Origin of the sequence: Brevibacillus sp. HB1.4B, from assembly GCF_013284285.1 — a bacterium.
GTDB classification, from domain to species: Bacteria; Bacillota; Bacilli; order Brevibacillales; family Brevibacillaceae; genus Brevibacillus; species Brevibacillus porteri.
In genome coordinates, this window is record NZ_JABSUT010000002.1 from 387,676 (window position 1) to 413,285 (window position 25,610).

The 25,610-nt window shown below is 48.1% G+C and carries 19 protein-coding genes; 2 read left to right on the forward strand and 17 right to left on the reverse strand.

The genetic code is table 11. The features are described 5' to 3' along the window. Positions 1-67: 67 nt before the first annotated feature. The 11 genes from HP398_RS06335 to HP398_RS06385 form a co-directional block, all read right to left on the reverse strand. A complete protein-coding gene (locus HP398_RS06335; RefSeq protein ID WP_173622166.1) occupies positions 68-1,429 on the reverse strand; it encodes a TolB-like translocation protein in 1,362 nt (453 codons plus the stop codon). A 99-nt stretch (positions 1,430-1,528) separates the two neighbouring features. Then, the gene (locus HP398_RS06340) at positions 1,529-1,930 is read right to left on the reverse strand and encodes a VOC family protein (protein WP_173622167.1); all 402 of its coding nucleotides are present in this window, start codon (positions 1,928-1,930) and stop codon (positions 1,529-1,531) included. A gap of 19 nt (positions 1,931-1,949) precedes the next feature. Next, entirely contained in the window at positions 1,950-2,879 is a 930-nt protein-coding gene (locus HP398_RS06345) for an RluA family pseudouridine synthase (protein WP_173622168.1), read from the reverse strand. A 46-nt stretch (positions 2,880-2,925) separates the two neighbouring features. Beyond that, positions 2,926-3,375 (reverse strand): signal peptidase II, encoded by a 450-nt coding sequence (lspA, locus tag HP398_RS06350; RefSeq protein WP_017249515.1) that lies wholly within the window; start codon positions 3,373-3,375, stop codon positions 2,926-2,928. A 77-nt stretch (positions 3,376-3,452) separates the two neighbouring features. Next, entirely contained in the window at positions 3,453-4,094 is a 642-nt protein-coding gene (locus HP398_RS06355; RefSeq protein ID WP_017249516.1) for a serine/threonine-protein kinase, read from the reverse strand. A gap of 824 nt (positions 4,095-4,918) precedes the next feature. Continuing rightward, on the reverse strand, positions 4,919-6,343 hold the full coding sequence (locus tag HP398_RS06360; RefSeq protein WP_173622169.1) for a phosphoglucomutase/phosphomannomutase family protein: 1,425 nt from the start codon (positions 6,341-6,343) through the stop codon (positions 4,919-4,921). Between the two features lie 19 nt (positions 6,344-6,362). Further along, on the reverse strand, positions 6,363-8,324 hold the full coding sequence (locus HP398_RS06365) for a glycoside hydrolase family 15 protein (RefSeq protein ID WP_173622170.1): 1,962 nt from the start codon (positions 8,322-8,324) through the stop codon (positions 6,363-6,365). Between the two features lie 18 nt (positions 8,325-8,342). Continuing rightward, the gene (locus HP398_RS06370; protein ID WP_173622171.1) at positions 8,343-10,748 is read right to left on the reverse strand and encodes a sugar phosphate nucleotidyltransferase; all 2,406 of its coding nucleotides are present in this window, start codon (positions 10,746-10,748) and stop codon (positions 8,343-8,345) included. Positions 10,749-10,778: 30 nt separating this feature from the next. Further along, the gene (locus HP398_RS06375) at positions 10,779-13,616 is read right to left on the reverse strand and encodes a 1,4-alpha-glucan branching protein domain-containing protein (RefSeq protein ID WP_173622172.1); all 2,838 of its coding nucleotides are present in this window, start codon (positions 13,614-13,616) and stop codon (positions 10,779-10,781) included. A gap of 14 nt (positions 13,617-13,630) precedes the next feature. After that, positions 13,631-14,248, reverse strand: a complete 618-nt coding sequence (locus HP398_RS06380; RefSeq protein WP_173622173.1) for a DUF4912 domain-containing protein — start codon at positions 14,246-14,248, stop codon at positions 13,631-13,633. Between the two features lie 3 nt (positions 14,249-14,251). Then, entirely contained in the window at positions 14,252-14,416 is a 165-nt protein-coding gene (locus HP398_RS06385) for a hypothetical protein (protein ID WP_173622174.1), read from the reverse strand. 168 nt (positions 14,417-14,584) lie between these two features. Here HP398_RS06385 and HP398_RS06390 point away from each other — a divergent pair, with 168 nt between their 5' ends. Then, positions 14,585-17,506 (forward strand): collagenase, encoded by a 2,922-nt coding sequence (locus tag HP398_RS06390; RefSeq protein WP_173622175.1) that lies wholly within the window; start codon positions 14,585-14,587, stop codon positions 17,504-17,506. A gap of 76 nt (positions 17,507-17,582) precedes the next feature. Here the strand turns inward: HP398_RS06390 and HP398_RS06395 are convergent, their stop codons facing one another. The 6 genes from HP398_RS06395 to HP398_RS06420 all read right to left on the reverse strand — a co-directional run bounded on the left by HP398_RS06395 (position 17,583) and on the right by HP398_RS06420 (position 23,647). Beyond that, the gene (locus HP398_RS06395; protein ID WP_173622176.1) at positions 17,583-18,371 is read right to left on the reverse strand and encodes a DUF4247 domain-containing protein; all 789 of its coding nucleotides are present in this window, start codon (positions 18,369-18,371) and stop codon (positions 17,583-17,585) included. A gap of 17 nt (positions 18,372-18,388) precedes the next feature. Then, complete coding sequence (locus HP398_RS06400) at positions 18,389-18,895, reverse strand: DUF4178 domain-containing protein (RefSeq protein WP_017249525.1); 507 nt, start codon at positions 18,893-18,895, stop codon at positions 18,389-18,391. A gap of 25 nt (positions 18,896-18,920) precedes the next feature. Next, positions 18,921-19,325, reverse strand: coding sequence for a DUF350 domain-containing protein (locus tag HP398_RS06405; protein WP_017249526.1), 405 nt, complete (start codon positions 19,323-19,325; stop codon positions 18,921-18,923). Between the two features lie 66 nt (positions 19,326-19,391). Then, a complete protein-coding gene (locus tag HP398_RS06410; RefSeq protein WP_173622177.1) occupies positions 19,392-20,057 on the reverse strand; it encodes a PspA/IM30 family protein in 666 nt (221 codons plus the stop codon). Between the two features lie 142 nt (positions 20,058-20,199). Beyond that, positions 20,200-22,428, reverse strand: a complete 2,229-nt coding sequence (locus HP398_RS06415; RefSeq protein WP_173622178.1) for a type IA DNA topoisomerase — start codon at positions 22,426-22,428, stop codon at positions 20,200-20,202. An 85-nt stretch (positions 22,429-22,513) separates the two neighbouring features. Continuing rightward, the gene (locus HP398_RS06420) at positions 22,514-23,647 is read right to left on the reverse strand and encodes a DUF2515 domain-containing protein (protein WP_017249635.1); all 1,134 of its coding nucleotides are present in this window, start codon (positions 23,645-23,647) and stop codon (positions 22,514-22,516) included. On the opposite strand from HP398_RS06420, the gene shc reads away from it, so the two are divergent. After that, positions 23,620-25,602, forward strand: coding sequence for a squalene--hopene cyclase (gene shc, locus HP398_RS06425; RefSeq protein ID WP_173622179.1), 1,983 nt, complete (start codon positions 23,620-23,622; stop codon positions 25,600-25,602). The two genes, HP398_RS06420 and shc, sit on opposite strands and share 28 nt — an antisense overlap. Positions 25,603-25,610: the final 8 nt, after the last annotated feature.

Below are 25,610 nucleotides of genomic sequence, written 5' to 3' on the forward strand. Positions count from 1 at the left end.
TTCCATTCGTCATGTAGAATTATGTCACGATTCTGGACGGGTGTCAATGCAGCCCGGAAAAGTCTAACTATTCCCAATAGACGCTGACCCACGGTGGCAAATAGTTCGCATAATAACCAATGTCCCCTGTAATGTCTTTGATCAGCTCGACTTGTTTGTCCGCATCCTCACCTATTCCTTGGATAAACAGGGAGCCACGCTCCGCTCGATCCAAACGCAAGAAAAGGAGCTGTTTCCCATCTGGAGATGGCGCAGGATAGTAGTCGGCTGTATTCGCTGACCCTTTTGTCACCTGCTGCTCTGCTCCATCTGCGGATCGCCGCCAGATGCCTTGTTCCGGTACCATGACCTTCTTTGGATCGTATGAATACGCTGTAGCCAAGCCTCTGGTGAAAAGCAGTGTATATGGAGCTTTGGGAATCCATACTGGATAAGTGTCTACCACCACTGGACCAGGGCTGACTGTTTTGACCTTTCCTGCTCGATCCGCCAGCTTCAACTGCTTGTTAGTCGTGGCGATCCGGTCAGTGCCATCGACAAAAGCGAGCTGGTCGCTATTTGGTGTCCAAGCAAGCCAATCAGGATAAGCCAATCCTGTACCGAGTTCTATTGGCTTTTTGGCAGGCTGTGTCAAATCAAACCATTGAATAGGTACGCCATCAGCAGACAAGGACCCGGAGTTATACCTGACAAAGTAGGCAACAGCCTTCCCATCCGGGGATACTTTTAGGCCTGTCGCCGCCCATGGGTAGATACCTTCCTCCACTTTTGGCGGTTCTGCAATCGGGTAGGCAGCCAACGGTTTACCTGCAAGCGTGCGCAAGGCCAGCGTCATCGGCTTATTTTTTTCAGCGGGTAGCGCGACAAGCATGTTTTCCCCATCCGGCATCCAGGCAAAATCTGCGAAGTCAGCCTTCGTTGAACTTTGCAAGGCTACTTCTCCTTGATCATGAATTTCTTTTACAATCAGCAAAGGGCTTGGCGCTTCATTGCTGCCGATATTCACGGTGTATGCTAGCTTGTTCGCTTTTTGGGACCACTTTGGCATTTCAAAGACTGCTCGTTCGTCTACCTGCACTGTTTTGCTGCCATCCGCTCTGACGATCCACACGTAGCCTGGTGTCGAGTAATTGTCGTTGCCTTTGTATTTCACGAACAGGAGCCACTTGCCATCTGGCGACCAGCTTACGATCTGTGCATAGCCGTCCTTGGAGATTTGCTTTATTTTTCCTGATGCATCCCGTCCATCTACCAAAAACAAATGCTGGTTGCTCGTAAATGCAATTTTTGCCGGAACGCTTATTTCCTTGTTCACACGCTCTGGCTGTTGGTTTTGGGCTGCCACCTTTGCTTCACCGTTTGCCGTGACAAGTACAACCAAAAGGACAAAAAGACTGATCAGCTTCCCCCATTTTCCGATCACAAGCATTCACTCCTTACACGCTCTATTGAATGATGAAAAAAACGCCAGAAGAAAGTAATAAGCTCTCTACTAGCGTTTTCCAATCCAACTGCCATTATGTAAGTGTCATAGGAAGACTGGCTGCAACAACAAAAAACGATTGCCATACAGATCCTCGAAAATAACCTCAATGCCATACATCACTTCGTTTGGTTCACTCACAAACTTCACGCCGCGTTGGCGCAGTGTTTCGTATGTGGCCCCAAAATCATCCGTCTCCCAAACCCACATTGGATTTTTGCCGACCTGACGAAGCAATTCCTGCGCAACTTCTTCCCGATGCCAATGGGTAGGGTCATGCAATACGATCTCTATCTCCTGCCCAGGAAGACCGACGGTGAGCCAACGAGAACCATCATCCATCCGAGAATCCATGCGTTTTTCGAAACCGAGTTTTTCCGTGTAAAACCGCAATGCCTCTTCACAATCGTGAACGTACAGCGTCACATGCGCTAATCTTTTTAGCACGGCTATTCCTCCTGTTCGCTTACGCTTGTCTAAGAACCTCGATGGCGTCAAGCATTTCCTTCGGCATTGGCGCTTCAAATTCGAGCTGATCTCCTGTACGGGGATGGATAAAGCCGAGTGTTTTCGCATGCAGAGCTTGTCCATCGAGCTCCAATGTATTTTTCGGACCGTATTTCGGATCGCCCGCCAGTGGATAGCCAATATACTTCATGTGTACGCGAATTTGATGGGTACGTCCTGTTTCGAGTTTCAATTCCACCAACGTGTACTCTTTGAAGCGCTCCAGCACGATAAAATGCGTCACAGCCGGCTTGCTGTTTTCAAAAACAACCGCCATTTGCTGGCGATTTTTCGGATCGCGCCCGATTGGTGCTTCAATCGTTCCCATTTCATGCGGGATGACACCATGAACAATCGCGACATACTTCCGATTGACCGTATGTGCTTTTAATTGTTCAGCCAAACCCATGTGTGCCTTGTCGTTTTTGGCTATCATCAACAGGCCGGATGTATCCTTGTCAATGCGATGGACAATTCCTGGACGCAAAACACCATTGATTCCGGACAAATCCTTGCAATGTGCCAAAAGCCCATTGACGAGTGTCCCACTGTAATGACCAGGAGCAGGATGCACGACGAGGCCACGTGGTTTAGTCACGACCACGACATCGCTATCCTCGTATACAATATCCAAGGACATTTCCTCTGGCTGGATTGCCATTTCCTTTGGCGGCGGAACACGGAGGGTTACTTCGTCCTCTGCCTGCAGCTTGTAGTTGTTTTTGATCGGTTCACCATTTACAGTGACACGGCCTTCCTTCACCCAAGCCTGCACCTGTGATCGGGACCAATCTTCATTTTGCAGCGTGATAAACTTATCGATGCGCTCGCTCGTATCCGCTGGCTCTACCGTCCAATCGTAACGTTCAAACAATTGCGTGTCATTCATGTAATTTTCTCCACCTATCCGAGCTTTCCCACTATTATTCTCATAACTATCTATTTTTCTTCCCATCCAGAAAAACATCGAGAAGCAAAATCCCCACACCAATCGTGATGGCCATATCAGCCACGTTAAAGATTGGGAAGTTAATCAACGTAAAATCGAGAAAATCTACAACTTGACCAGTCATCGCACGATCAATGAAATTCCCAACGGCTCCACCCAAGACCAATGACAGCGCCAACGATGCACGAGGTTGGTTTTTTCTCAAGCGAATCAAGGAAATGACAATCCCAATCACAACGACAACGGTAATGACAATAAAAAACCAACGTCGATTTTGCAGGATGCCAAACGCCGCTCCCATGTTTCGATGGGAAGTGAGATGAAAAACGTCCGCGATCAAAGGAATGGATTCTCCCAGTTCCATATACTTCACGACTAAATACTTTGTAAACTGATCAAGCGCAATAATTACTGCCGCAATGAGATAGTACAACAATGGAATGTCCTCCTTATTCTGCTTCGACCAGCAACTGAACAAACACAATATCAAATGATCATTTTACCAGAGACCGTCTACGTGAACAAGCGCTTTCCTTTTTTGTACAGTCGATAGCCTTTACGTACAACTTCCAGCATCCACAATGGAATTTTCCATCCACGATCCTTGATAAATGGCAGGTACACCTTGTAATACGCCTTGCGTAAATCACGCCATTTTGTGTCTGTATCATTGACATAGTAATCCGATACGTCAATCAGATAACCTCGTCCCTGATCCATTAGTACGTTTTTTCCATGGACATCATGCGGAAACAAACCCTTCCTGCGCGCCTCTTCGAGTGCTTCCTCCACGTCTTCAATCACCTGGGGAGGAATCGGAATACCAAAGCGAACACAGTCAAACAGGGGTATGCCGTTCATCCGCGAAATGACCAAGTATCCTTCCCCATAATCATAACAGATAGGGAAAGAACGAGTCTCCCCAAGCTTGCGATAGACTTCGATTTCCTGTTCGGCTCCTGGTCTTCCAGGTGCGTACAGCTTAATCACTACCTTTGGATAGTCCGGGTGGGCAAATACGGCAGCATAATTGCCGGTACCGACCAACTCCCACGGGTACGGCGTGTGGTGTACGACGACTGGATCATCCGGCGACAGACTCTCCACTTGAACTTCCTGTAAAAAAGCTTGCAATATATCCTGATCGATCCGCATCGTTTCTCATCATCTCTCATCAGTTACCGACTTCGAACTACGTTAAAACAAAATTAATGAAGGTCCATCTACTACGATCATTCAGACACTTCCTATTTAAGGGGCAAAAAATCCTTTACACTGGTGAGGCCAGGAAGTCCTGTCCGATTCCAATGAAAGGATTGCATATGGACAAGAATACCTCATTTTTTCGATTTGGTAAATGGGTAGTAGATGTCCAGCAATAGCATCTGTTTTTTTATGTAGTGTATAACGATTTTGTACGTTGCTGTCGTGGTGGGGAGGAAACAGGAGAAAACGCTCAGATTCTAGGGCCACCCCCTGCGGGATTGACTGCACGACTCCATGCAAAAAGCGAAACCGCGTCGAAAGTGGTCCTATCAAGATGTGTTTCAGAGGTGGACGCTTAAGAGCGTGTTTCGCTTTTTGCATTGCGTCTCGGTCGGTGTCCCTAAGATCTTCGCTTATTTCTCCTGTTTCCTCTACGAGCTTTCCGTGTGAGCCGATTTTTAAATGCCTGAAAAGATTGAAGAACCTCATTGTTACGCCAGAGAAGAATATTTCCAGACGTAGCGACTTGTGGAGTCCTACCGAGCGGAGAAGGGATGAGCGGGCAAAAGAAACGCAACGTGCCCACGCGACGAAGCGGCTACCACTTTTGCGTTTCCCCGCGAATCCCTTCGGAGCGGACAGTCTCAGCCCCCAGCAGGACGGAGCCTGGAGCCTAGACTGGAAATATTCTTCTCTTCCCCGTAGCCACATAACAGGAACCTACGAAAAAAAGAAGAACCTAGCACATCCATGCAGGCTCTCCCCTTCAGAATTTACACATTAATCTCCAAAAACCATTCGCGAATCGCATCTTGCAACTTCTGCAAAGCCGTTGCATTCGTTGCTTCACAATAGATGCGTACCAACGGTTCTGTGCCAGACGGACGGATCAAGACCCAATGTCCTTCCTCGAGCAACAGCTTGACCCCATCCACTCGTTGAATCTCCAAAACCTGATAAGGACCAATTAGTGCAGGTGGCTTAGCGATCATTTGCTGTATCCATTGATCTTTTTCCGGCAATTTCATATCAATTCGCGTATGGAACAGCTCGCCGAACTGCTCGTATACGTCTCGCAGGATTTGATCAATTCCTTTGTTTTCGTGCGCGCACATCTCAGCGAGCAACAAATTGATGAGTACGCCGTCTTTCTCCGGGATGTGACCGAGAATACTGGCCCCGCCACTTTCTTCTCCACCAATGAGCACGTCACCTTTGCGCATTTCCTCACCTACATACTTGAAGCCAACTGGCGTCTCTACCAGTTCAAGACCATAATGCTTAGCCATCCGATCCAATAGATGCGTAGTCGCTACGGTCCTGACAATCCGTCCGCTCAAGCCACGATTTTTTCGCAAATGATAGGTCAGCAGGACGAGTGCTTCATTTGGCGTGATGTACTGTCCGAAGCGATCGACGACTCCGAAGCGATCCGCATCGCCGTCATTGGCAAGACCAAGAGATGCTTGGCGTTCTACTACTTCTTTTTTTAGCAAATGCAAATGCTTATCGTTTGGCTCAGGCAAATCTCCTCCAAAAGCCGCATCCGGGACTTCTCGGATTCCGACGTTTTTCACCCCCGCCTCAGACAAAAAACCGCTCACGTAGCCCATACCTGCACCATGCATGGCATCGACAACAACGGACAAGGAAGAGTTTTTCAAAACATCCATATTTACCATCCGTCTAAGATGCGCCTCGTAATGAGGACGCAGCACAATGACTTGCAGCAGCTTGCGGGCCTTTGCTTCCGCGAGGGAAATCGTACGCACCGATTTCGCCTGGCAGGTTTCGCTGATCCACTCTTCCAATCTTTGCGTGATCGCAGGCGTTGCAGGTCCGGCGTACTCCGGAATGTATTTGATGCCGTTATATTCGGGTGGATTGTGACTGGCCGTGATCATGATCGCGCCACTCGCTGCAAAATGCTTCACTCCAAAGGCTACGGCAGGCGTTGGCGCTGCTTCATTCACCAAATAGGTACGAATGTCATTCGCAGTCAGGACAGCTGCAACCTCCTCCGCGAAGCGTCTCCCCAAGAACCGTGTGTCGTGCCCGACCAGAACAGGCTGCTCCTGTTGTCCGATTTCTTTGGTATAGCTAGCGATAGCTTGTGCGACAATGCGGACATTCTCGACAGTAAAGCCATCTGCAATTATGTCGCGCCAACCGTCCGTACCGAAACGGATCGTTGTCATCCCCTCATCTCTCCCCTCGTTACCGCAACTCATTCACCTTCTCCAAATAACGCAAAACAGTGGCAACATAAGTAGCATGCGACCACGTCAACGGTGCAACGGATACGGGAGCACCTGTATACGGATCGAGCTGTTCGGATAGCACGCCGCTTTGTAGAGCATGGCGTACGACCCAAGCCAATCTGTTCTTTGGCTCTTGGAGTTCATCGAGAGATTTCGCCTTGGCAATTTCCCAATCAGCGACCCATAAGGTGCAAATAATCCATGGATTGCCCGGTACCTTCGCCGTATCATGTGATTTTTTGAAATAGTAATCCCCTTGGTAGCGGGCAATTCCACCAATCACCGTGTCTACCCGCAAACTCTTTTTGACAGCTTCCATCGTCCGCTCAACTCTCGGATCGTCTACGGAAAACACATCAAGCGCAAACAAGGCGAACAAGCTGCTCTCCACCGTGAAATCTTTTTCGACACTCCCATCTGCTCTTACATATATCCCACGCAAGAAACGCCCGATTTCAGAGTCGTAGAGATGTTTTTCCATTGCCCCACGAATGCGCTCTGCCCCTTCTGTGTAACGTTTGTAGCGCCGATCATCCCCGAACAGCTGGGCAAAACGAGCCGCAGCCATTAAGCCTGCGAAAACAGTAGCACTGGTAAACGTAAAAATTCCCCGTCGCTCTTCCCATAAGTCGTAGCTTTGTTTTGGGAGTTGCAGCTCTGGATGGACATACTCCAGCAAAAAGCGGGCCGCCGGGCGAACCAGCGTGGGGTAGAGCGCTTGGCAGTCTTCAATTTGCTTGCCGCTCTTGTATTGCTCCCAGAGCGCATACAGCACGAGTGCCGTCTCATCCTCCTGAATCGGGAGCTGAATTTCTCCGTCAACAATATACGGATGCCAACTAGAGCCGACAGACCCATCTGGATTGTACTTGTGCAGCAAATATCCGTCCTTATTCAATGCGTCCGCGCAAAATCGGAAAAATGGTGCGACCACTCCCGTATAACCCGCTTTCGCCATCGCACTCGCAATTAACGCTCCGTCTCTGGGCCACATGTAGCTGTAATGGTCGCGATTGAATTGGAGAATATCCGAGTCATTCGCAGCGAGAATCGCTCCATTCTGATCAATTTGCGTGCGCACGAGTAGCAAGCTGGTCTTGTACAGATTGACAACCTCTGAAGGAAGATCAGCAAAGTCCCGCTCTTCCTTATTGACCCAACGTTGCCAATACACCGCGACCCGACTGAGCAAATGTTCCGGATCGCTTTCGAGTACATACTGGTTCAATACTTTAACATCCTCATACGATTCACCAATGCACATCCAGTAAAAGAGCACCTTTTCTTCTTGCGGTTGCAGTATGAGGGAAAAAGAAATCGTACTATCTACAGAGCCCTGTGCAATCGGATTGCCGGACAAAAGACCATCCTCCGCGTCCCTCCAGGTCCCCTCCGCATAGTTGAACCGCTTGATCCCGACACTATATTGATCGATCCCACCCGTATCCGTTTTTCCATTCGCCATGATGTACACATTGCGCTTGTAATGGTAAATGGTGCGCAGGATAGGATCAAAAACAGCGGTATCCCCTACCTCCGTCTCATTCAAGCTGAAATCGTGATTGAAAAACAGCCTGACCTCTCGCACTTCACTCGTCAAATTCTGAACGCACACCTTTTTCAAATAAATCGGGTCACGCTGATGCACCCCATCTGCAATTTGCAGGGAGATGCCCAGATGTTCATGATGCGCATGAACATCTGTCACCAAAGACTCCTGTCCGTATCCGAGCTTCCGCGTCCAGCCGTCTTCATCCAGCCAGGAAAAGTGACCTTGCACCCAAATACCCAGCTTGCTAAAGTGTCCCCCGACATGATTCAGTTGGCCGACATACGGAAAATAGAGATCTCGCATGTGCAGCTTATCATCAAAATTAATCAGCAGTTTTCCGTTCCCGACGACGAGCGGTCTCGGCATGCCTTCACGTCCTTTTCGTTATAGGCTGTCGATCTCTCTCTTTTCGTGAAACTGATATTCGGCAATTCGCCTCGCGTAGGAAGAAGCAAGCGTAGCCGCGGTCTCTGCCGTCGCTCCTTGCGAAATCACTTTTACGTGCGAATCCTCTGAATCGGGTAAAATCAGCACCCAGCCGTTCGAATCGTATACTTTGATTCCATCGACGAGCTCCAGCAGCTTGCCTTTGTTTTCTTCCATCACTTTGCGCATGACCTTCCCTTTTGCTGTCCATGGGCAAAAGACAGTCTTTTTCTCCATATGGCACGCTGGCAACAGCTCCAGCAGAATGCTGAGCGGTTTTTCTTCGGAAGCGAGGTACGAAAGAATTCTCATGAGACTGTACACGGCGTCAAACATCGGATGAAAGCGCTGTTCACTCGATACCTCCATCATGGAGCGCGGAGAGACCTTGGTGCGTACAACCTCCATTTGCAACAGCTGGGCCATATGCTCCAATTCGATCGGTGCACTCACAGGAAGCCCGATGCGCCGATGTTGACCACTGCAAGCCAGCAGTTGCAGAGCCGTGATCTGCTCGTTCGAGAGCTTCTCTCCATGCTCGGTAAACAAGGTAAATTGTTCGCCATTTTTATCGAGACGAACGCCTAAATCCGCTCCCTTTTTCCGAATACCTTCTTGTATGGAGCTGTAATGTGCAGTGACTCCCAGTGCATGCAAGAGTGGCGCAAGAAAAGTCGGGAAAAATCGCTGTTCACAATCGATCAGCAGGTGGAAGCGCTGACGCTGGATGGACGATACATTCAACTGTTGGACCAAAGCATGAAGATAAGCTTCTTGTACTTGATGCTCGACTTGCAATGCTCCCAATCGATGCAGGTTGCGAACATACGTCTCTTGCCAGTAAGCATTCTCAATTTTGCGTTCCATCTCACGAGAAATCGGCAACCCAGCATGATCGATGAATTGGATGACAATCTCTTTATCATCGACTGGCTCTGCCATATAAACATGAATGCCACCCTTGCAAGCCAGGGAGCGCACGCCGTATCGGATCAAGGGTGAATTGCCAATCCCGAGATCGACCGTATCAATTCCGGAAGAGCACAAGCTCGTCATGATGCTATGCTTCAATAACTGAGCAAATGGGTGTGAGCATGCTGAGAGCGCAATTTTATCCCCCGCTTGTAGTAAGTACGCGTAGGCAGCAGCAAGTCTAGTGACGAATTCGGGCGTGATGTCGACATTGCCAATGCCCTTGATTCCATGCGTCCCAAACAAATTTTTGGTTTGCTTGGCACCATAGATGAGCGAGGTTGTGACAGTCGCATTTTCACCGACTTCCTTGTCCGGCCAAATTTTGATGCCTGCCTTTACCACCGACTTCGCCCCAATGAAGCACTGGTCTCCAATGACCGCCCCTTCCCCGAGTTGTACGCAATCGCTAATTCGGGTGTTGCGGCAGAGCGTCGTTCCTGTGATCTCAGTTTTTTTCCCAATGACATTATTTTCCCAAACGATCGTCCTGGACAGCTTCGTACCGGAAGAAATCACCGTATTTTTCCCCAGAATGGAATAAGCACCAACGGCAACTCCAGCCTGCAAGTGTACATTTTCACCGATATAGACAGGGCCTTCCAAACGGACCGATGAATCGATGCGAACATCATTTTCCAAGAAAATGCGCGGCGCGATTTCCTGTGCTTTTATTTCGAGATGCACGCGTCCATCCAGCAAATCAAACTGGGCTTGCTGATAAACCTCCAAAGAGCCAATATCAGACCAATAACCGCTTGCTTCATATCCGTATAGAGGCTTTGCTGCTTGTAAAAAAGATGGGAAAATTTCCTTACTGAAATCCACTTCCCGCTCTTCTTCTATATAAGACAAGACCTCTGGCTCGCAGACGTATATCCCGGTATTCACCGTATCGCTAAAAACCTCCGCCCAGCTCGGCTTTTCTAAAAAGCGTGTAATGCGTCCGCCCTCATCTGTCATGACAACTCCGAATTCCAGCGGTGTTTCTACACGAGTCAAAATCAACGTAGCCAGAGCGTTATTTTGCTCATGGAAACGTATCGCTGCCGACAAATCGATGTCTGTCAACGTATCTCCACTGATCACGATAAAGCGCTCATCGAGAAAATCGGCGCAGTTTTTCACGCTGCCTGCCGTGCCCAAAGGAATCGTTTCTTCAAAATAGACGAGCGAAACACCGTAGCGAGATCCATCACCAAACGTATCGCGGATGACATCAGGCAGATACTGGAGTGTCACTGCTATCTCTGTAATCCCATGCTTTTTCAATAGATCAATCGTGTACTCCATGCAAGGCCGGTTTAAGAGTGGCACCATTGGTTTTGGCGTGTGGCATGTTAACGGACGTAGTCGTGTACCTTTTCCCCCAGCCATGATTACTGCCTTCATCTTCTTTTCTTCCTCCTTCATCGTTGCAATCTATGTTGTCATGCCGCTTTCCGCGGATACGCCAAGTGAACGGTATAGATCAATGGTTTGAGTAGCGAGAATGGTCCAGTTATAAAACTGTTTCACATCTTGCATAGCCGTCTGGGCTAGTTGATGCCGCTGATCGGGATCGCGCAGTAGCCAGCGGAGTTGATTCGTCAAGGATTCAGGGTCGCCTGTGAACATCATGGCGCCGTTTTCGCCATGGCGAACGATCTCTCGAAGCCCTCCCGTATCCGCAACAAGAACTGGCGTACCTAGCGCCATCGCTTCCAGTGCAACAATTCCAAAAGGTTCATACAAGCTCGGGAATACCGCCACATCAGCCAAGGCGAACAACTCATTTCGCCTAACATCTTCTACGAAGCCCAAGAAGCGGACTTGCTCAGAAAGTCCCATCTGATGAACCAACTGCTTCCACTCGTCTTGCATCGGCCCTCTGCCAGCTATAAGCAACTTCGCCTGCGGAAATTCAGCGCGCAGCCTTGCCATGGCTTCCAACAATAGGTGAACACCTTTTTCCTGGACCAAGCGCCCTACAAAAAAGAGGACAGGTCCATCGCCTATCGCCAACTCCTGCCGAAGCTGTTCACGATTTACATCCGGTAGAGGAATGAGATCGACACCGTTGTGAATGACACGTAATTGGGATGAAGGTGTTCCGAACAAGCGCATGACTTCCGACTCCATATACTTGCTGCAAACGATCATCGAGTCAGAGCTTTGTGTTAGTGTACGTTCACACTCATGAATCCTTTGCTGCAACGGTGTATGAATGCCTTGATGCCGTCCATGCTCCAAAGCGTGAATCGTGCTGACGAGCGGAAGAGAGTACCTCTGTTTCAGTTCGATCGCTGCCCAGCTGACAAGCCAATCATGAGCATGGATGACATCTGGTCGCACTCCGAGTGACCATAGCTTGAAGGTAGCATCGACCATCGCCAAATTCAGTTGAAACACCCATGCCAGAAAGTCAGCTTGTTCAGAAGGAAGGTACGTAGGCAAACGGTGTACATGAACTCCTTCCATCGTCTCATCTATGGAGCATGAATCTGCCGAACCTGTCAGCACATGCACCACGATTCCTTGCTGGCCAAGATGTCTGGCGAGATCGAAGACAGCCCGACCAAGCCCCCCTACCACATGAGGGGGAAATTCCCATGCAAGCATCAAAACTGTTTTTGTCGAAGACTGATCTTGCGTAGCCGCTACCAATTGACGCGATACGTTCACTCTATGCATTTGTTTAGGCAAATAGAACGTGATATCCAAGTCAGGAAAGATCGGAAAGTCAGCTTCTGCTTGCGTAATTGCCTCTTCATCCAGTTGTTGCTCTCGATACATCGCCAAGAGAGCCCGCATGCGAACTAAATGATCATGAACGCGTTGCACCGCATACGGGGTGACCGTTTGACCGTCTAAAATAAACGCCCAATCACTGCTTTGGGCTAACATCAATTCGCGTGCTGCCTGCTTGAGGCACCGTAAGGCAAGCTGATCTCCTTTCTTTTCAGAAAAGGTAGTAATCGCTCCGATCAGTTCCCGCTCTGCTTGATGCAAGTGCCTGTATATCCAGCCATTATTCTCGTTCAGCCAGACTTCTCCGTAGCCATTTCTCCCCCACGTAGACATAGGCAAGTGACCGCGATCCTGCTCTGGATACTCCTCCAAATATTCAGATGGTGTCATTAATTTCACGTCTTTTGAATCACAAACCGTTTTTCGCATGAGGTCATCTAGAAACTGTGGACCCTCGAACCACCAATGACCAAACAATTCCGCATCATAAGTGGCGACGACCAACGGCTTGCGATCCATCCAGTGACTGGCTTCCTCCACTTGACGCTCTCGGTGATACAGGAAGTGTCCCGCATGAGACGCTGCTTTTTCCCGCGCCCAGCTTGGCTCATACCAGTCTTTATCCCCTGCTTTTCCGGTGATCCGATAGTATTTCAAACCGGTATGCACGCGAATGCCGTCAGGATGGATGTACGGCTCGATGTAGCTCATCTCCCTGTCAAATCCGATATCCCGGTAGTATTCACGATAATCATAGTCCCCTGGATAACCATCGATTGAGCTCCATACCTGGCGGGAAGCCACTTCATCACGGGCAAAGGCAGCCACTTCATGCGGCGTGAACAAGGGAGCCAACACCCCTCTGCGAGGTAAAGGCGTCGCATGCTCTATCGTGTGACTGTCTACAAAGAAATACCGAAGCCCTGCCTCTTTCAGCAAACGATCCAATCCAGGTGTATACCCACACTCTGGCAGCCAAATTCCCTTCGGACGTCTTCCCAAAATCCGCTCATGTGTATCGATGCCCACCTGGAGCTGAGCCCGAATCGCCTCTTCTGTTTCCACAAAGGGCAAGAAGGAGTGCGTGGCTGCGCAAGTGATGAGTTCGAGGCATCCGCTATCCTCGATATGCCTAAAGGCCTTGATTAGTTGAAAATCCCACTTGCGGCAATAGGCAATGATGCTTCGAAAGCGCTCCACGTACATTTTGGCGATACGGTGTTCTTCAGGTTGACCTGCGGTGCGTTTGACTTCCTTCCCAGCCAATTCAACGGTCTTCGTTAGATGTGTGCGAAAGCGTGTCACGATCAGATCATCTTCTAGCATAGAAAGTAATGTCGGAGAAATAGCAAGGGTCATGCGAAAAGCGATGCCGTCTGAGAGGAGCCTGTCGAAAACCATGAGCAAGGGAAGATAGCATTCCAGCATGGCTTCATACACCCAGCGCTCTTCCAGGCGATCGTCCCGATCCCCGTGTCGGACATAAGGCAGATGGGCATGCAACACGAGGGAGAGATAACCTTTGTGCACAAATGACACCTCACTTATTTTGATGTTTTGGTATACAACGAGTAGGAGGAAAAGTTCTCAAACCAGGAAGGTGTAGCTGAATCGTGGACGGGCTCAACGAACGATTCCCCCCAGCTAGCTTTTGAGTTACGCGGGGTAATTGCCGTTTCCGAGCGTAAAATCGGACAAAACCGATTGTGTTCATATAAACCAAAATCAACAATGTATGTACGCCCTGGCTCTACATCATTCACGTACCAGGAATGAGCCTCTTCATGTACGAGCACATCTCGGAAGGAATGCGCATTTTTTCCATCAAATAAGCGTTCCGTGACATCATACAGACGCAAGCCCTTCTGGATGTGACGATAATCGGCTTGCAGGTAGGATGCGACCATTCTCATCCGGGGCCAAGTGATTTCCCAATAGACGAATAGCACAGTCGGTCCTTGTACCATGACTTTGACAATGTCCCGACCATAAAACGCAGGCAATTGCCATTCCAATTCCGTTCTAGCGGGAGGTGGTGTCACTGGCTTCGCACGGTCTTTTTGCAGGCGATACTTAACTTGACCGATCGTTAAGCCGCACTCTTTGGCAATTTGTGCAATGGACATGGATCGTGAACGCAGTTCGAGAATTTTTTCCAGCATCTTCTAGCACTCCCCTCCGCCAACTTCACCTATCTGTGCTTTCCCAATGTCAATCATAGCCAATGCTGCTAACAAAGACTGTCGAATGCTGGATGCACATCCTTTCTTCTTTTGTCGATCAACAATCATGTTTTCGTCATAGGCAAACAAAAGTCTCTCTCCTTCCATTCTTACAAAGCTACTTCTCTAGACATTCTTTTCTTTTTACCAAATAGGAAGAAAGAGCTATATTCCGTCATCTTTTGTTTTATTTGTAAGGATTTTCATATTGGATACCGATACTATAAAATATTCAATTTCACTACCAAAATGAATGAAAAAGGAGTCAACGAAAGAATGAATCGATCATGGATTAGCATGGTAACAGCAGGATCAATTGCAATTTCAACGGTAGCGGCAGGCTTGCCACTAGCAGCTCAAGCCCAAAGCACGCCGCCAAGCCCATCCCAAGAGCGCAATGATTCGCAGATTGGTCATACACCCGTTCAAGAAAACATGTCGAAGAGTCAGTTACGCCAAGCAGCCAAACAGGAGAAGTACAGCATCTCCCAACTAAATACATTGGACAATTCAGAGCTTGTTGAATTGTTGAAGGAAATCAGTTGGACGCAAATCCCTGAGCTGTTTACTTACAACGACGACACCCAGGAATTTTATGCGGATCGAGATCGGGTTCAAGCCATCATCGATGCATTGGAAGAGAGTGGCAAGAACTTCACTAAGGATGACGAGCAAGGCATACATACATTTGTAGAGGTATTGCGTTCGGGGTATTACTTGGGGTACTACAACGACGGCTTAAAGTATTTGATGGAGCCAAAGTATAAGCAAAAGATTATTCCAGCACTTCAAGCAATTACTTCCAATCAAAATTTTTCCTTAGGTACAAAGACCCAGAACGAAATCATCAGTTCTACGGGAAAATTAATTAGCAACACGACTGTTGATTCTGAGACAATCGGCCTTCTGTCAAAAGTAATGGCGGACTTTAACGACAATCGGGATAAATGGTCAGATGATCGCGAAGCAAGCAAAGCTTTTTACAGCGTCCTTCAAGGTGTTGGCTATGTTCTGATTTGGGGAGTAGATGATTCAGAAAGAGATGCACTGAAAGGCAGCATCGACGCATTTCTCGACCCCATTTTCGACATGGCGGAAAATGGTGACACTTCCACTGATCACGTATGGCTGACAAACAATGCCTTGTATTACACAGGGAAATTAGGTAGCTACTACAGTGATTCAGACAAAGCCAATGACATATTGACGAAAGCGATGAAAACTTATAAAAAGTGGAGCGAGCCTTACTTCACGGCCGCGCAACAAATCGAGGAAGCATATGGCGAGGATGCCAATGGGAAGACAATCGACCTCGAGGAAATGAAAAAAGAAGGGAAAAAGCATTATCTTCCGCAGCAATTTACTTTTGATGACGGAGCGATTGTGTTCAAAACAGGAGATAAACTAACAGAAGAACAGGTTGAGCGCTTGTATTGGGCATCCAAGGAAGTGAAGGCACAATTTCATCGTGTCATCGGCAATGACAAGGAGCTCGAGAGCGGTAATCCGGATGATGTACTGACCATTGTCATCTACAATACGCCTGATGAATATAAAATGAATCGCTTCTTATACGGATACGACACAGATAATCGTGGTATCTACATTGAGGGTACCGGTACTTTCTTCACCTACGATCGGACAAAAGAACAAAGCATCTACAGTCTGGAAGAGCTGTTCCGTCATGAATTCGTCCACTATTTGCAAGGTAGATATGAAGTGCCGGGCATGTGGGGAAAGGGAGAAATTTATGAAAACAGCCGCTTGCCTTGGTATGAAGAAGGCGGAGCTGAGTTTTTCGCAGGTGCTACCCGAACGGAAGGAATCAAGCCTCGCCAATCCGTTGTAGGCAATATCCGAAATTCAGCGCCTTATCTCGATTACACTGCGGCAGATATGATGCGTGCCAAATACGGAACCATGGCATTCTACGACTACTCATTCGCGCTTCAGTACCATATGTTCAAGAATGATTTTGCTCGTCTGGATAAAATCAATGATACGATCCGTTCCAATGATGTATCTGCTTATGATGACTTAATCGAAGAATTCAGCCGTGATCGCGCTCTTGAACGTGGCTATCAAGAAACGTTAGAAGAATTGATCGACCAGTATGAAGAGTTGGATGTTCCTCTCGTTTCAGATGATTACTTACAAAAAGTGGACGTGACGAACAAAGACGAGGTTTATCGTCAAATCGCAAAGGTTGCCTCTCTGACCGATGTAAAAACAGATGAAAAAGACTCTGGAGAATTCCGTAGCTTCACGTTGCGTGGGGTTTATACGGGTGGAGCTTCCCAAGGAGAATTTCAGGATTGGCAAGAAATGAACCGCCTCTCAGATGGATTCCTCAAGGAGTTATCGGGTCTTTCCTGGAATGGCTATGACACGGTTACGAGCTACTTCACCAATTATCGTACGACAAAAGATGGACGCTTTGCCTATGATGTCGTGTTCCACGGGAAGCTGGCTCATGAAGATGGCACCGAGCCAGAGAATCCAACGCCTAACCCTGACGAAACGTCTATTTCATTGGGTAAGCAGATTACAAGTATCGTCAATCTTCAAAAACCGAGCAAGGAGTTCCGTCTCGATGTGAAATCAGCCCAACAGCTTCAAGTAGAGATGGAAACAAAGCATGGGGATGGAGTCGCGTGGCTAGTATTCCACGAGTCTGATAAGCAGAACTACATCGCCTATCCCAATAAGCGCGAAGGCAACAAGCTGATCGGATCATTCGATGCGAAACCAGGGACTTACTATGTGACTGCTTATACGTATGGTACAGGGCAAAAGGACCAACCGTTTACCTTAGTGGTTACGGATGAAGATAGCCCACAAGAGCAACTCTATCAAGAAAGCGAGAGCAATGATTCTATCGAGCAAGCAAATGGTCCATTGCCGATAGGTACGACTGTTTCAGGCGACATGAAAGGAAACGACTGGCAAGATATTTTTGCCTTCCAAGTAGATAAACCAGAAGAAATACGTATTTCTCTGAACCCCGAGCAAGGACAAGGTGTGACTTGGATGCTATTCCACGAAGGAAATCCAGATCAGCCTGTATCGTACCCGCAAGAGGTGGAAGGAAATCTGCAAAGTGCCCATTATCAAGTAAAGCCAGGCCGCTACTACTTGTATGTGTACAAATATCAAAATGAAGATGTTGTGTATACGGTAGAGACCAAGCAGCGCTAATCCGAAGAACAAAAACACCCCCAAACGAGCTACAAGAATCGTTTGGGGGTGTTCGTTTCTGTCCTATTTTTTACAGTTATCGACGCTTTGTAATTCGCCCCGAGCCCCCTACCTTCGTTCGTGGGGGCGATTTACTTTTCGGCGGAGAAAAGCTCGAGCGCTTGGATGAGACAGAATCACTCGACTTCGACGAACTGCTGGAAGAACGAATAATTTTACCTGAACTACCGCTAGACGACGACTCCCCCTGCTTCTTGAAAAGGCTGCCGTCAGAACCTACCGTACCATCCGTGTTCTTCGCATTACCCCGTTTGAAAATACTTCCCGTACCCTCTTTGGTAATCGGCGGCGCTACTTTTTTGTCCTCGGTTGTAGGCACGCGATACGTTCCGGAAGGCTTGTATATATCCTTACTATTGTAGCCACGATAACTGCCCTTTGTACTTTTCTTAAGCCCATCGAACAAATCATCCAGTACGCTGGCTACAATGTATCCCTGCAAAAATGAAGAATCGTAGTTTTGCCGGACGTACTCTTTGCTGTCGACCTCGATCAACGTATCCGTCGGCTTGGCAGCGTCTTGCTGCAAATGGTATACCTCATCCGGATAAATGAGGAACATATGCTGCGGATCTTCTTTGGAGATTTCATCTGGCGTATTCTGCTCCGCCAGCTCCAAGGCCACTTCCGGTACAGTCTTGTCTTCCGCACGATAGATGCGTGACGACTGTCCATTGTCTTTGGTAGAGACAGATTCAAGCGGATATGTCTCGCCAACCGCAGGACTGCCACAACCCGCTAGCGTAAGGAGGAACAAGGCCGGAATCAGCAGGAGCTTGATTGATTTCATCCATGGATTTGGCATGTACTTGTCCCTCCTCTCTATGCTCCGCGCAGTACCTGCACGTCCGCTGGCAGAACACTTTCTCCCTCATAGAGCATGAAACGGCCATCCTGCCACTCGATTCGCAGCAACTGGCGTTGATCCGATTGGAATTGCCAGATGTACTGCTCCCCTGACGTATGAAAAGGAGCTTTCCCCGCAACCTGAACGGAGCCATTATATTGCTCCTCCAAATGGTAGGTGACATCGTCCATCTCGATTGTGGTCGGCACTTCGTCTATTGAATCCAGTCGTCCATCAATCACGCTATACAGCTGATAGACAATCTTTTCCCGTTCCTCGATGTACAGGTAGCGAATGGTCGTTCCATCCTGTAACGTAAGCATCGTAGCTTTGCGACTCGCATTGCTCGCCTTCCCTATTACTTGATAGGTAACGAGCGATACATCGACTACATCCCCCGGTCCCACCGTCAGGATGCTCTTCTCCGGTGCAGGAGGCTCATGCTTGGCAAAAATATTTTGGATTCGCTTCATCAAACTCATGCTGTACTCCCTTCCCTTTCACGTCTTACAAACATGCAGCTATAATCAGTGCACCCACGAGATGGAATGAACCAGCCATCATGGCATATGCCACTTTTCCTTCCTGCGTCCCTTTTTCCAGGTCCAGTCCGGCCACTTGCTTTAACAGCCATTCCACGATTCTCTCCAAAAGGAACAGAATGATAAATGAGAGCACAGAAACGAGTAGTGCTGTCCACAATAAATTGGAGGTAATAATGGATTGCGATAAGATATATCCTTGCGCAAACAGCTTCATGACAAAACGCGTCGTGACCGCGATGTTCCCATTTTTGATTTCCGTGATGTCCTTGTATTTCGTAAACAACGAATCGATCCACATCAAAACAAAAAGTAAAATGCCACCGGCTCCTGTCCAAACCAGCATCCCTAGTATTTCTGTCCACGTCAAAGCGAATCACTCCACTTTCGTCAAGGTGTTTAAGGTCTGAAAAAAAGGGAAACCGCCTGAAGCGGTTTACCCCTCATATTTTTTCATCAGAGCAGCCAGTTCGTCCTCAACGGCCTGATCCTTATTCAGCTTCGCAATTTCATCATCTAAAGAGCTCTGTTTTTTGTAAATCTCGCCGCTGGCTTCTGCTTCTGCTTCCATTTGCAGTGCTTTTTCTTCCATGCGTTTCAAGCCAGACATAGCCGAGTTCGTGTCGAAGCCACCCATCGCCTGGTTGATCGTCTTTTGCGCTTTGGCTGCATTGACACGGGCAACTAATGTTTCGCGCCTGTTTTTCAGCTCGGTAATCTGTTTCTTCATTTCAGTCAGCTTCTCGCGCAATCCGTCAGCTGCCAGCTTATTTTTCTCGTAGCTATCCTTGTATTCGTTCATTTTTTGCTCGGCAGCATTCTTTTCCTCCAGAGCTCGTCGAGCCAGATCAATGTTCTGCGCTTGTGCTGCGATGTGAGCTTGTTCTTCACGCTTTTTCACCAAGGCTTCCTGTTCTTCATACAGCACCTTGAATTTCTTTTCCAAAGCAATTTGGGCGGCAACCGCTTTCTCTGCTTCGTTCAAGTCTTCTTGCATATCACGCAAATACTGGTCTGTCATTTTAATTGGATCTTCTGCTTTCTCAATCAAAGCGTACAAATTGGACATGGTCAAATCACGGAGTCTTTTAAAAATGGACATGGATTTATTCCTCCTTGAGTACGTACCAGGTTGTTCGGCCTATGTTGCCGTCCCCGTTATACATGTATTTACGATAATTACGCAAGTAAGTTTCAACAATTTATTTTTTAATTGTTTTTCGTAGTGCGCGGCGATTTCGTCGTTACTCGAAAGTAAGTTCGCCCGATTCTACACTTTTCAAAATAAGTTTTGCTTGAAATTGTGTCCCATCCTGACGTTCCAGCTTCATTTTACCCGTTTTGCCTTTTTCAATGAGCGCTTTAATCTGTGTATCCGTCAGCATACGTCCATAGTTCTCTTTCCATATGACGAATTTACAGCCCACGTTGTAATTCGAACAACCGTAACCTTTGCGTCCCATGAAAATAGAGCCTCCGCAACTCGGTCGTGGACATTTTGTGATGATACTCGACGCTGTACTAGTGGTCTTTGCTACCGTTCGAGATGAGGATCTGCCTGTACTTCGCCCACTAGCTCGTCCTCTTGTTTTCGATGATCCTTTCTGAGTGGTACTCTCACTCTCAAACAAGGTCTTCTCAGCACGAGATTGTACGCGAACCTTTTCTACGATCATCGTAGCGAATTTCTTCACATTCTCCATGAACTGCTTGTCGGAGGCGGTCCCTCGGGAAATCTCATTCAAACGGCGCTCCCAATGCCCCGTCATTTCAGGAGAGGTTAATAGTTCGATCCCTGCTCCCCTAATCAATTCGATAACGGTACGGCCTTTTAGCGTAAGTTGAACCCTTTTCCCCTGCATTTCAACATATCCGACCTTTTTCAGTCGTTCAATGGTAGCGGCACGAGTTGCCGGGGTTCCCAGACCAGATTCTTTCATCGCATCACGCAGTTCCTCGTCCTCGATTTGCTTGCCTGCGCTTTCCATGGCCTTTAGAAGCGTTCCTTCCGTAAAATGCTTGGGCGGCTGTGTTTCTTTCTCTTTTACCATAGCATCGGAGCATACTACGCTGGCATCAGGTTGAATGACAAAAGGCTCATTAACTTCAATCTCTTCTTTATCCTCTTCTTCTTTGGCCGCACCTTTCCCATTCTTGGGCTTTTCCTTCTGTTGATCGGCATAAATAATCTTCCAACCGAGACTTTTCCGTTCTTTCACCGATGTTTTGAACAATTCTTTTTCCACTTCGGTTATGACCGTATGCATCTTATATTCAGCTGGTGGATAAAACTGTGACAGAAAGCGGCGAACGATCAAATCGTATAACTTTTGCTCATCTGGCGTAAGCCCTGTAGCCTTACGATTTGTCGGCAGGATCGCATGGTGGTCGTCTACTTTTGCTGGATTACATATAAATTTGTTGCCTTTATGAACCAAACTACGGTTTGCACCCTTTACCAAATTGTCATATGCAGTGCCTTGCAAGGACGACAAGGTGTTGTGCATTTCAGGAATATTTTGCTCTGTCACATAGTTGGAATTCGTCCGCGGATATGAGATCACCTTGTGTTTTTCATAGAGTGCCTGCGCTAAATCCAAGGTTTTCTTGGCGGAAAAACCGTACTTGCCATTGGCCTCACGTTGCAGCAATGTCAGGTCATACAACTTGAATGGATACTCCTTGGTATCCTTTACTTCGTAGGATGTGATCCGCCCTTGTTTTCCTTTCACTTTACGAGCCAACATTTCTGCTTTTGATGGATCGGTTAAGCGATCACCTTGCCAAATACCCTTATACGCCCTTTCACCCTGCGAAAAATGCCCTTCCACTTGAAAAAACGTAACCGATGAGAAAGCCTCAATCTGTTTCTGTCGATCATAAATGAGAGCAAGGACAGGTGTCTGTACTCGTCCGACAGAAAGGAGCGCGTTATGTTTGGTCGTAAATGCACGTGAGCCATTCATGCCGATGAGCCAATCTGCTTCACTACGGGCTTTTGCTGCCCTCGTTAAGTTTTCATAGGCTGCGGCATCTTTCATCTCCGCAAATCCTTTCCTGATCGTTTCAGGGGTCAAGTCCGAGATCCAAAGCCTTTTAACGGGTTGACTCAATTTTAGATGTCGCTGAATAAGTGAAAATATGTGTTGACCTTCCCGCCCGGCATCGCATGCATTAATCAGCAGATTGCTTCGTTTGGCCAACTGCCCGATCATTTTTAGCTGATCGAATGTTTTCCGATTGGGCACTAGCTTAAATGGATCGGGAATAATAGGAAGATCATTGATGTTCCACTTTTTATATTTTTGGTCGTACGCCTCCGGTTCCGCTAGTTCAATTAAGTGCCCGATTGCCCACGTAATGATGTATTTTTCACCTTCTAAATAGGTGCGGTTATTTTTCGCTTTAGGATCTATTGCGGCGGCAATATTTCGTCCCATGTCAGGTTTCTCCGCAATAATTAGTGTCTTCAAATGATAATCGCTCCTTCTAAAACGCTCTAAGCAACCTGTCGAGGTGCAGTCTTACGTTCTGGATTCCTCTCTATTTTACTACAAGTTAGCCAAGTATTCTCGTTCTGGCTGCGACAGCCCACTCGATTTTTGCTAACGCCTGGCAATACGCCTCACTCAACTCTCCTGCATTTGTTGTCTCCTGCGTTCGAGTCAGCAAACGCCATACGTCGCTCTTGTTTTGGTACCAATCTAACTCTTTTGGTGGCTCATGGTGGATAGGTCTCCAAACTTGACGCAGCGTTGGGGAAAACAGCCGCTTTGCCCCTGATCGCAGCTGACAGTTCATTAGTTTTACCTGATAAGGCTTGCCAGGAGCTATATCATTCACATCGTGAAAAAGATGGGGCCAATAATCTTTTCGCGAACCTGTGTGTGGCTGTTCCAATGCCCAAGCGTACGCTGCCTCTTGCCTATTCGTATTACCGAACAGCAGACTATACAGCCTTTTCCCCAAGCTGATTCTCTCTGGTAAGGAGGCAAAATGAAACACTCGCTCACCAGCGAGCTGCAAGGAGCTGCCCTGCTCATCAGCCATTTTCCGATGGGGAAGCAAGATCATATTCAGTTGCAAAAGCTCCTGCAGGGCAAACGGAATTGTGCGGACAACTGAATTTTGATAACCCGACTCTTTCATGACCTGTTCTTCCAAGTAGTTTTGTTCATTGATAATCAAGCCAATGGTGAGCAGCTCTTTGTCAGTTGTCTTCCAATAATGATTCCAGATCGCCTGCATGAAAGTAGAGACACCTAGATGAGGTAGTATATAAAAAAGGTTGGTCTGTCGCCTGACACTCTCTTCATACAGTAACAATTGAGGGTACGCATCGTGAAAAATCAGCCAGTTTCCCCGCTCCAAAAACAAAAAATAATCCTGCTGCTCTTTTATTCGAAGCAAGCGAGGCAATAATTCTCCCCGCAAATCGGTCATACTCCATCCCGCATTGCGCGATACGAGATGTGCCAATAGCGCCCAATGAATTTGTGGATGCTTTTGATAAAACGACAAATAGGCGCGCGTTCTGTCTATGTTGTCACGGTTGTGGGCGAGCGTCTCCTGTCTAATCCTCTCTACCGTCTTTTGATCTTGCGCTGGCAATGGTGCTGTCGCCGTACGGACTCTCCCCAAATTCATGGAAAGCGGCAGACGCGATGCATATTGGTACCACGACAAACCCATCGATGCTCTTCCCCCTCTCTTCCTTAGGCGATGTATTTTATCGGGAGGTGAATGAGTTGCGCGAAGTCCAGCAAGAAATTAATCGCATTCAAGCCTTTTTATTACAGCGCCAACAAGCGGATGGCACTTGGCGCTTTTGTTTGGAAAGCTCACCGATGACAGATTCTCACATGATCATCCTATTGCGCACGCTAGGTATTCATGATGAGCGTTTGATGGAGAAGCTCACTGCTCACATTACGTCTCTCCAACACGATAATGGGGCATGGAAGCTGTACCCTGACGAGCATGAAGGCCATCTGTCTACCACCATTGATTCGTATTACGCCCTTCTGCTATCTGGCAAATACACGAAGGACGAACCGAGAATGGCTCTGGCTCGCACGTTTATTTTGGAAAAGGGTGGGCTGACACACGCGAACATGCTGACCAAATTCTCTACAGCCCTGACAGGCCAATACCAGTGGCCCTCGCACTTTCTCGTTCCCGTCGAGATTGCTCTATTTCCCCCGAGCTTCCCTGTCAGCTTTTACGATTTTGTCGGGTACGCACGTGTCCATCTTGCCCCCATGATGATTGTGGCTGATCGCAAATATGTAAAAAAGCCTGACAATGCGCCAGACTTGTCCGATCTATACGCAGATGCACCTATCTCTCGCGGTCTATATCCGCATCGATTCCTAGAAAATTTCCTCAAAGAGGGGCAATCGTTCCTCGCCACTATCCATGATTCCTTGCAGCGTCTCCCCTTTTTACCCGGACAACTACACAAGCTCGCCCTACGGCGCCTAGAACAATACATCCTAGCGCGAATCGAGCCGGACGGTACTCTGTACAATTATTCGACCTCTACCTTTTTCATGATTTTTGCGCTGCTCGCTCGAGGGTTTTCTCCGAAAGACCCACTCATCCAAAAAGCGATGCAGGGGCTTACAGATAGTGTCTACGTTTATGAAAACGGCGCACACTTGCAGCTGGCTACCTCAGCCGTCTGGGACACCGCGCTCTTGACTTCTTCTCTGCAAAAAAGCGGACTTTCTACCACACACCCCGCCATTCAAAAAGCAAACCGTTACCTTCTCCAAAAGCAGCAGCATACGTACGGTGACTGGAAAATTCGCAATCCAAAAGGAAAGCCTGGCGGTTGGGGCTTTTCTGACTACAACACCATGAACCCCGATATTGATGATACGACGGCAGCTCTGCGCTCTCTGCGCCTGCTCTCCCCTACGGATATAACAACAGCAGCCGCTTGGAAGCGCGGTCTCGAATGGCTCTTGTCCATGCAAAACGACGATGGGGGCTGGCCTGCTTTTGAACGAAATACAGACGCTGATTTCATTCGCCACCTGCCGATCGAAGGAGCCGATACCGTCAGTACAGATCCGTCCTCTGCCGATTTGACAGGGAGAACCTTAGAATTCCTCGGAAACGATGCCGGGCGTACACTGACTGACCCCCATGTAGAAAAAGGAGTCCGCTGGCTTCTCAACCATCAAGAAGCAAACGGCTCCTGGTATGGACGTTGGGGAATTGCTTACCTATACGGTACATGGGCTGCAATTACCGGGTTGATGGCGGTTGGCTTTTCCCCTACTGATCCCGCCATCCAAAAAGCGGTTGCGTGGCTGGTTGCCAACCAGAATCCCGACGGCGGCTGGGGTGAATCTTGCCAAAGCGACCAGAAAAAAACGTACGTCCCCCTCGGAGCAAGTACTCCCTCGCAGACGGCATGGGCAACCGATGCACTGATAGCCGTGTCGTCAAAGCCGACAGCAGAGCTACAACGCGGGATTCGCCATTTGCTCACTCACAATCAAGCAAATGACTGGACGACTCGCTACCCGACTGGCGGGGGACGTCCTGGCGGTACTTACTTTGCTTATCACAGCTATCGTTGGATTTGGCCGTTGCTGGCTCTCAGCCACTACCAGACGAAATACGCGAACACGTAAAAAACACT

Coding starts and splice junctions, on each gene's coding strand:
- HP398_RS06335 (WP_173622166.1), bottom strand. CDS start 1,429: ATGCTTGTGATCGGAAAATGGGGGAAGCTGATCAGTCTTTTTGTCCTT.
- HP398_RS06345 (WP_173622168.1), bottom strand. CDS start 2,879: ATGAATGACACGCAATTGTTTGAACGTTACGATTGGACGGTAGAGCCA.
- HP398_RS06355 (WP_017249516.1), bottom strand. CDS start 4,094: ATGCGGATCGATCAGGATATATTGCAAGCTTTTTTACAGGAAGTTCAA.
- HP398_RS06360 (WP_173622169.1), bottom strand. CDS start 6,343: ATGACAACGATCCGTTTCGGTACGGACGGTTGGCGCGACATAATTGCA.
- HP398_RS06365 (WP_173622170.1), bottom strand. CDS start 8,324: ATGCCGAGACCGCTCGTCGTCGGGAACGGAAAACTGCTGATTAATTTT.
- HP398_RS06370 (WP_173622171.1), bottom strand. CDS start 10,748: ATGAAGGCAGTAATCATGGCTGGGGGAAAAGGTACACGACTACGTCCG.
- HP398_RS06380 (WP_173622173.1), bottom strand. CDS start 14,248: ATGCTGGAAAAAATTCTCGAACTGCGTTCACGATCCATGTCCATTGCA.
- HP398_RS06385 (WP_173622174.1), bottom strand. CDS start 14,416: ATGGAAGGAGAGAGACTTTTGTTTGCCTATGACGAAAACATGATTGTT.
- HP398_RS06390 (WP_173622175.1), top strand. CDS start 14,585: ATGAATCGATCATGGATTAGCATGGTAACAGCAGGATCAATTGCAATT.
- HP398_RS06395 (WP_173622176.1), bottom strand. CDS start 18,371: ATGCCAAATCCATGGATGAAATCAATCAAGCTCCTGCTGATTCCGGCC.
- HP398_RS06400 (WP_017249525.1), bottom strand. CDS start 18,895: ATGAGTTTGATGAAGCGAATCCAAAATATTTTTGCCAAGCATGAGCCT.
- HP398_RS06410 (WP_173622177.1), bottom strand. CDS start 20,057: ATGTCCATTTTTAAAAGACTCCGTGATTTGACCATGTCCAATTTGTAC.
- shc (WP_173622179.1), top strand. CDS start 23,620: ATGCATATTGGTACCACGACAAACCCATCGATGCTCTTCCCCCTCTCT.
- HP398_RS06420 (WP_017249635.1), bottom strand. CDS start 23,647: ATGGGTTTGTCGTGGTACCAATATGCATCGCGTCTGCCGCTTTCCATG.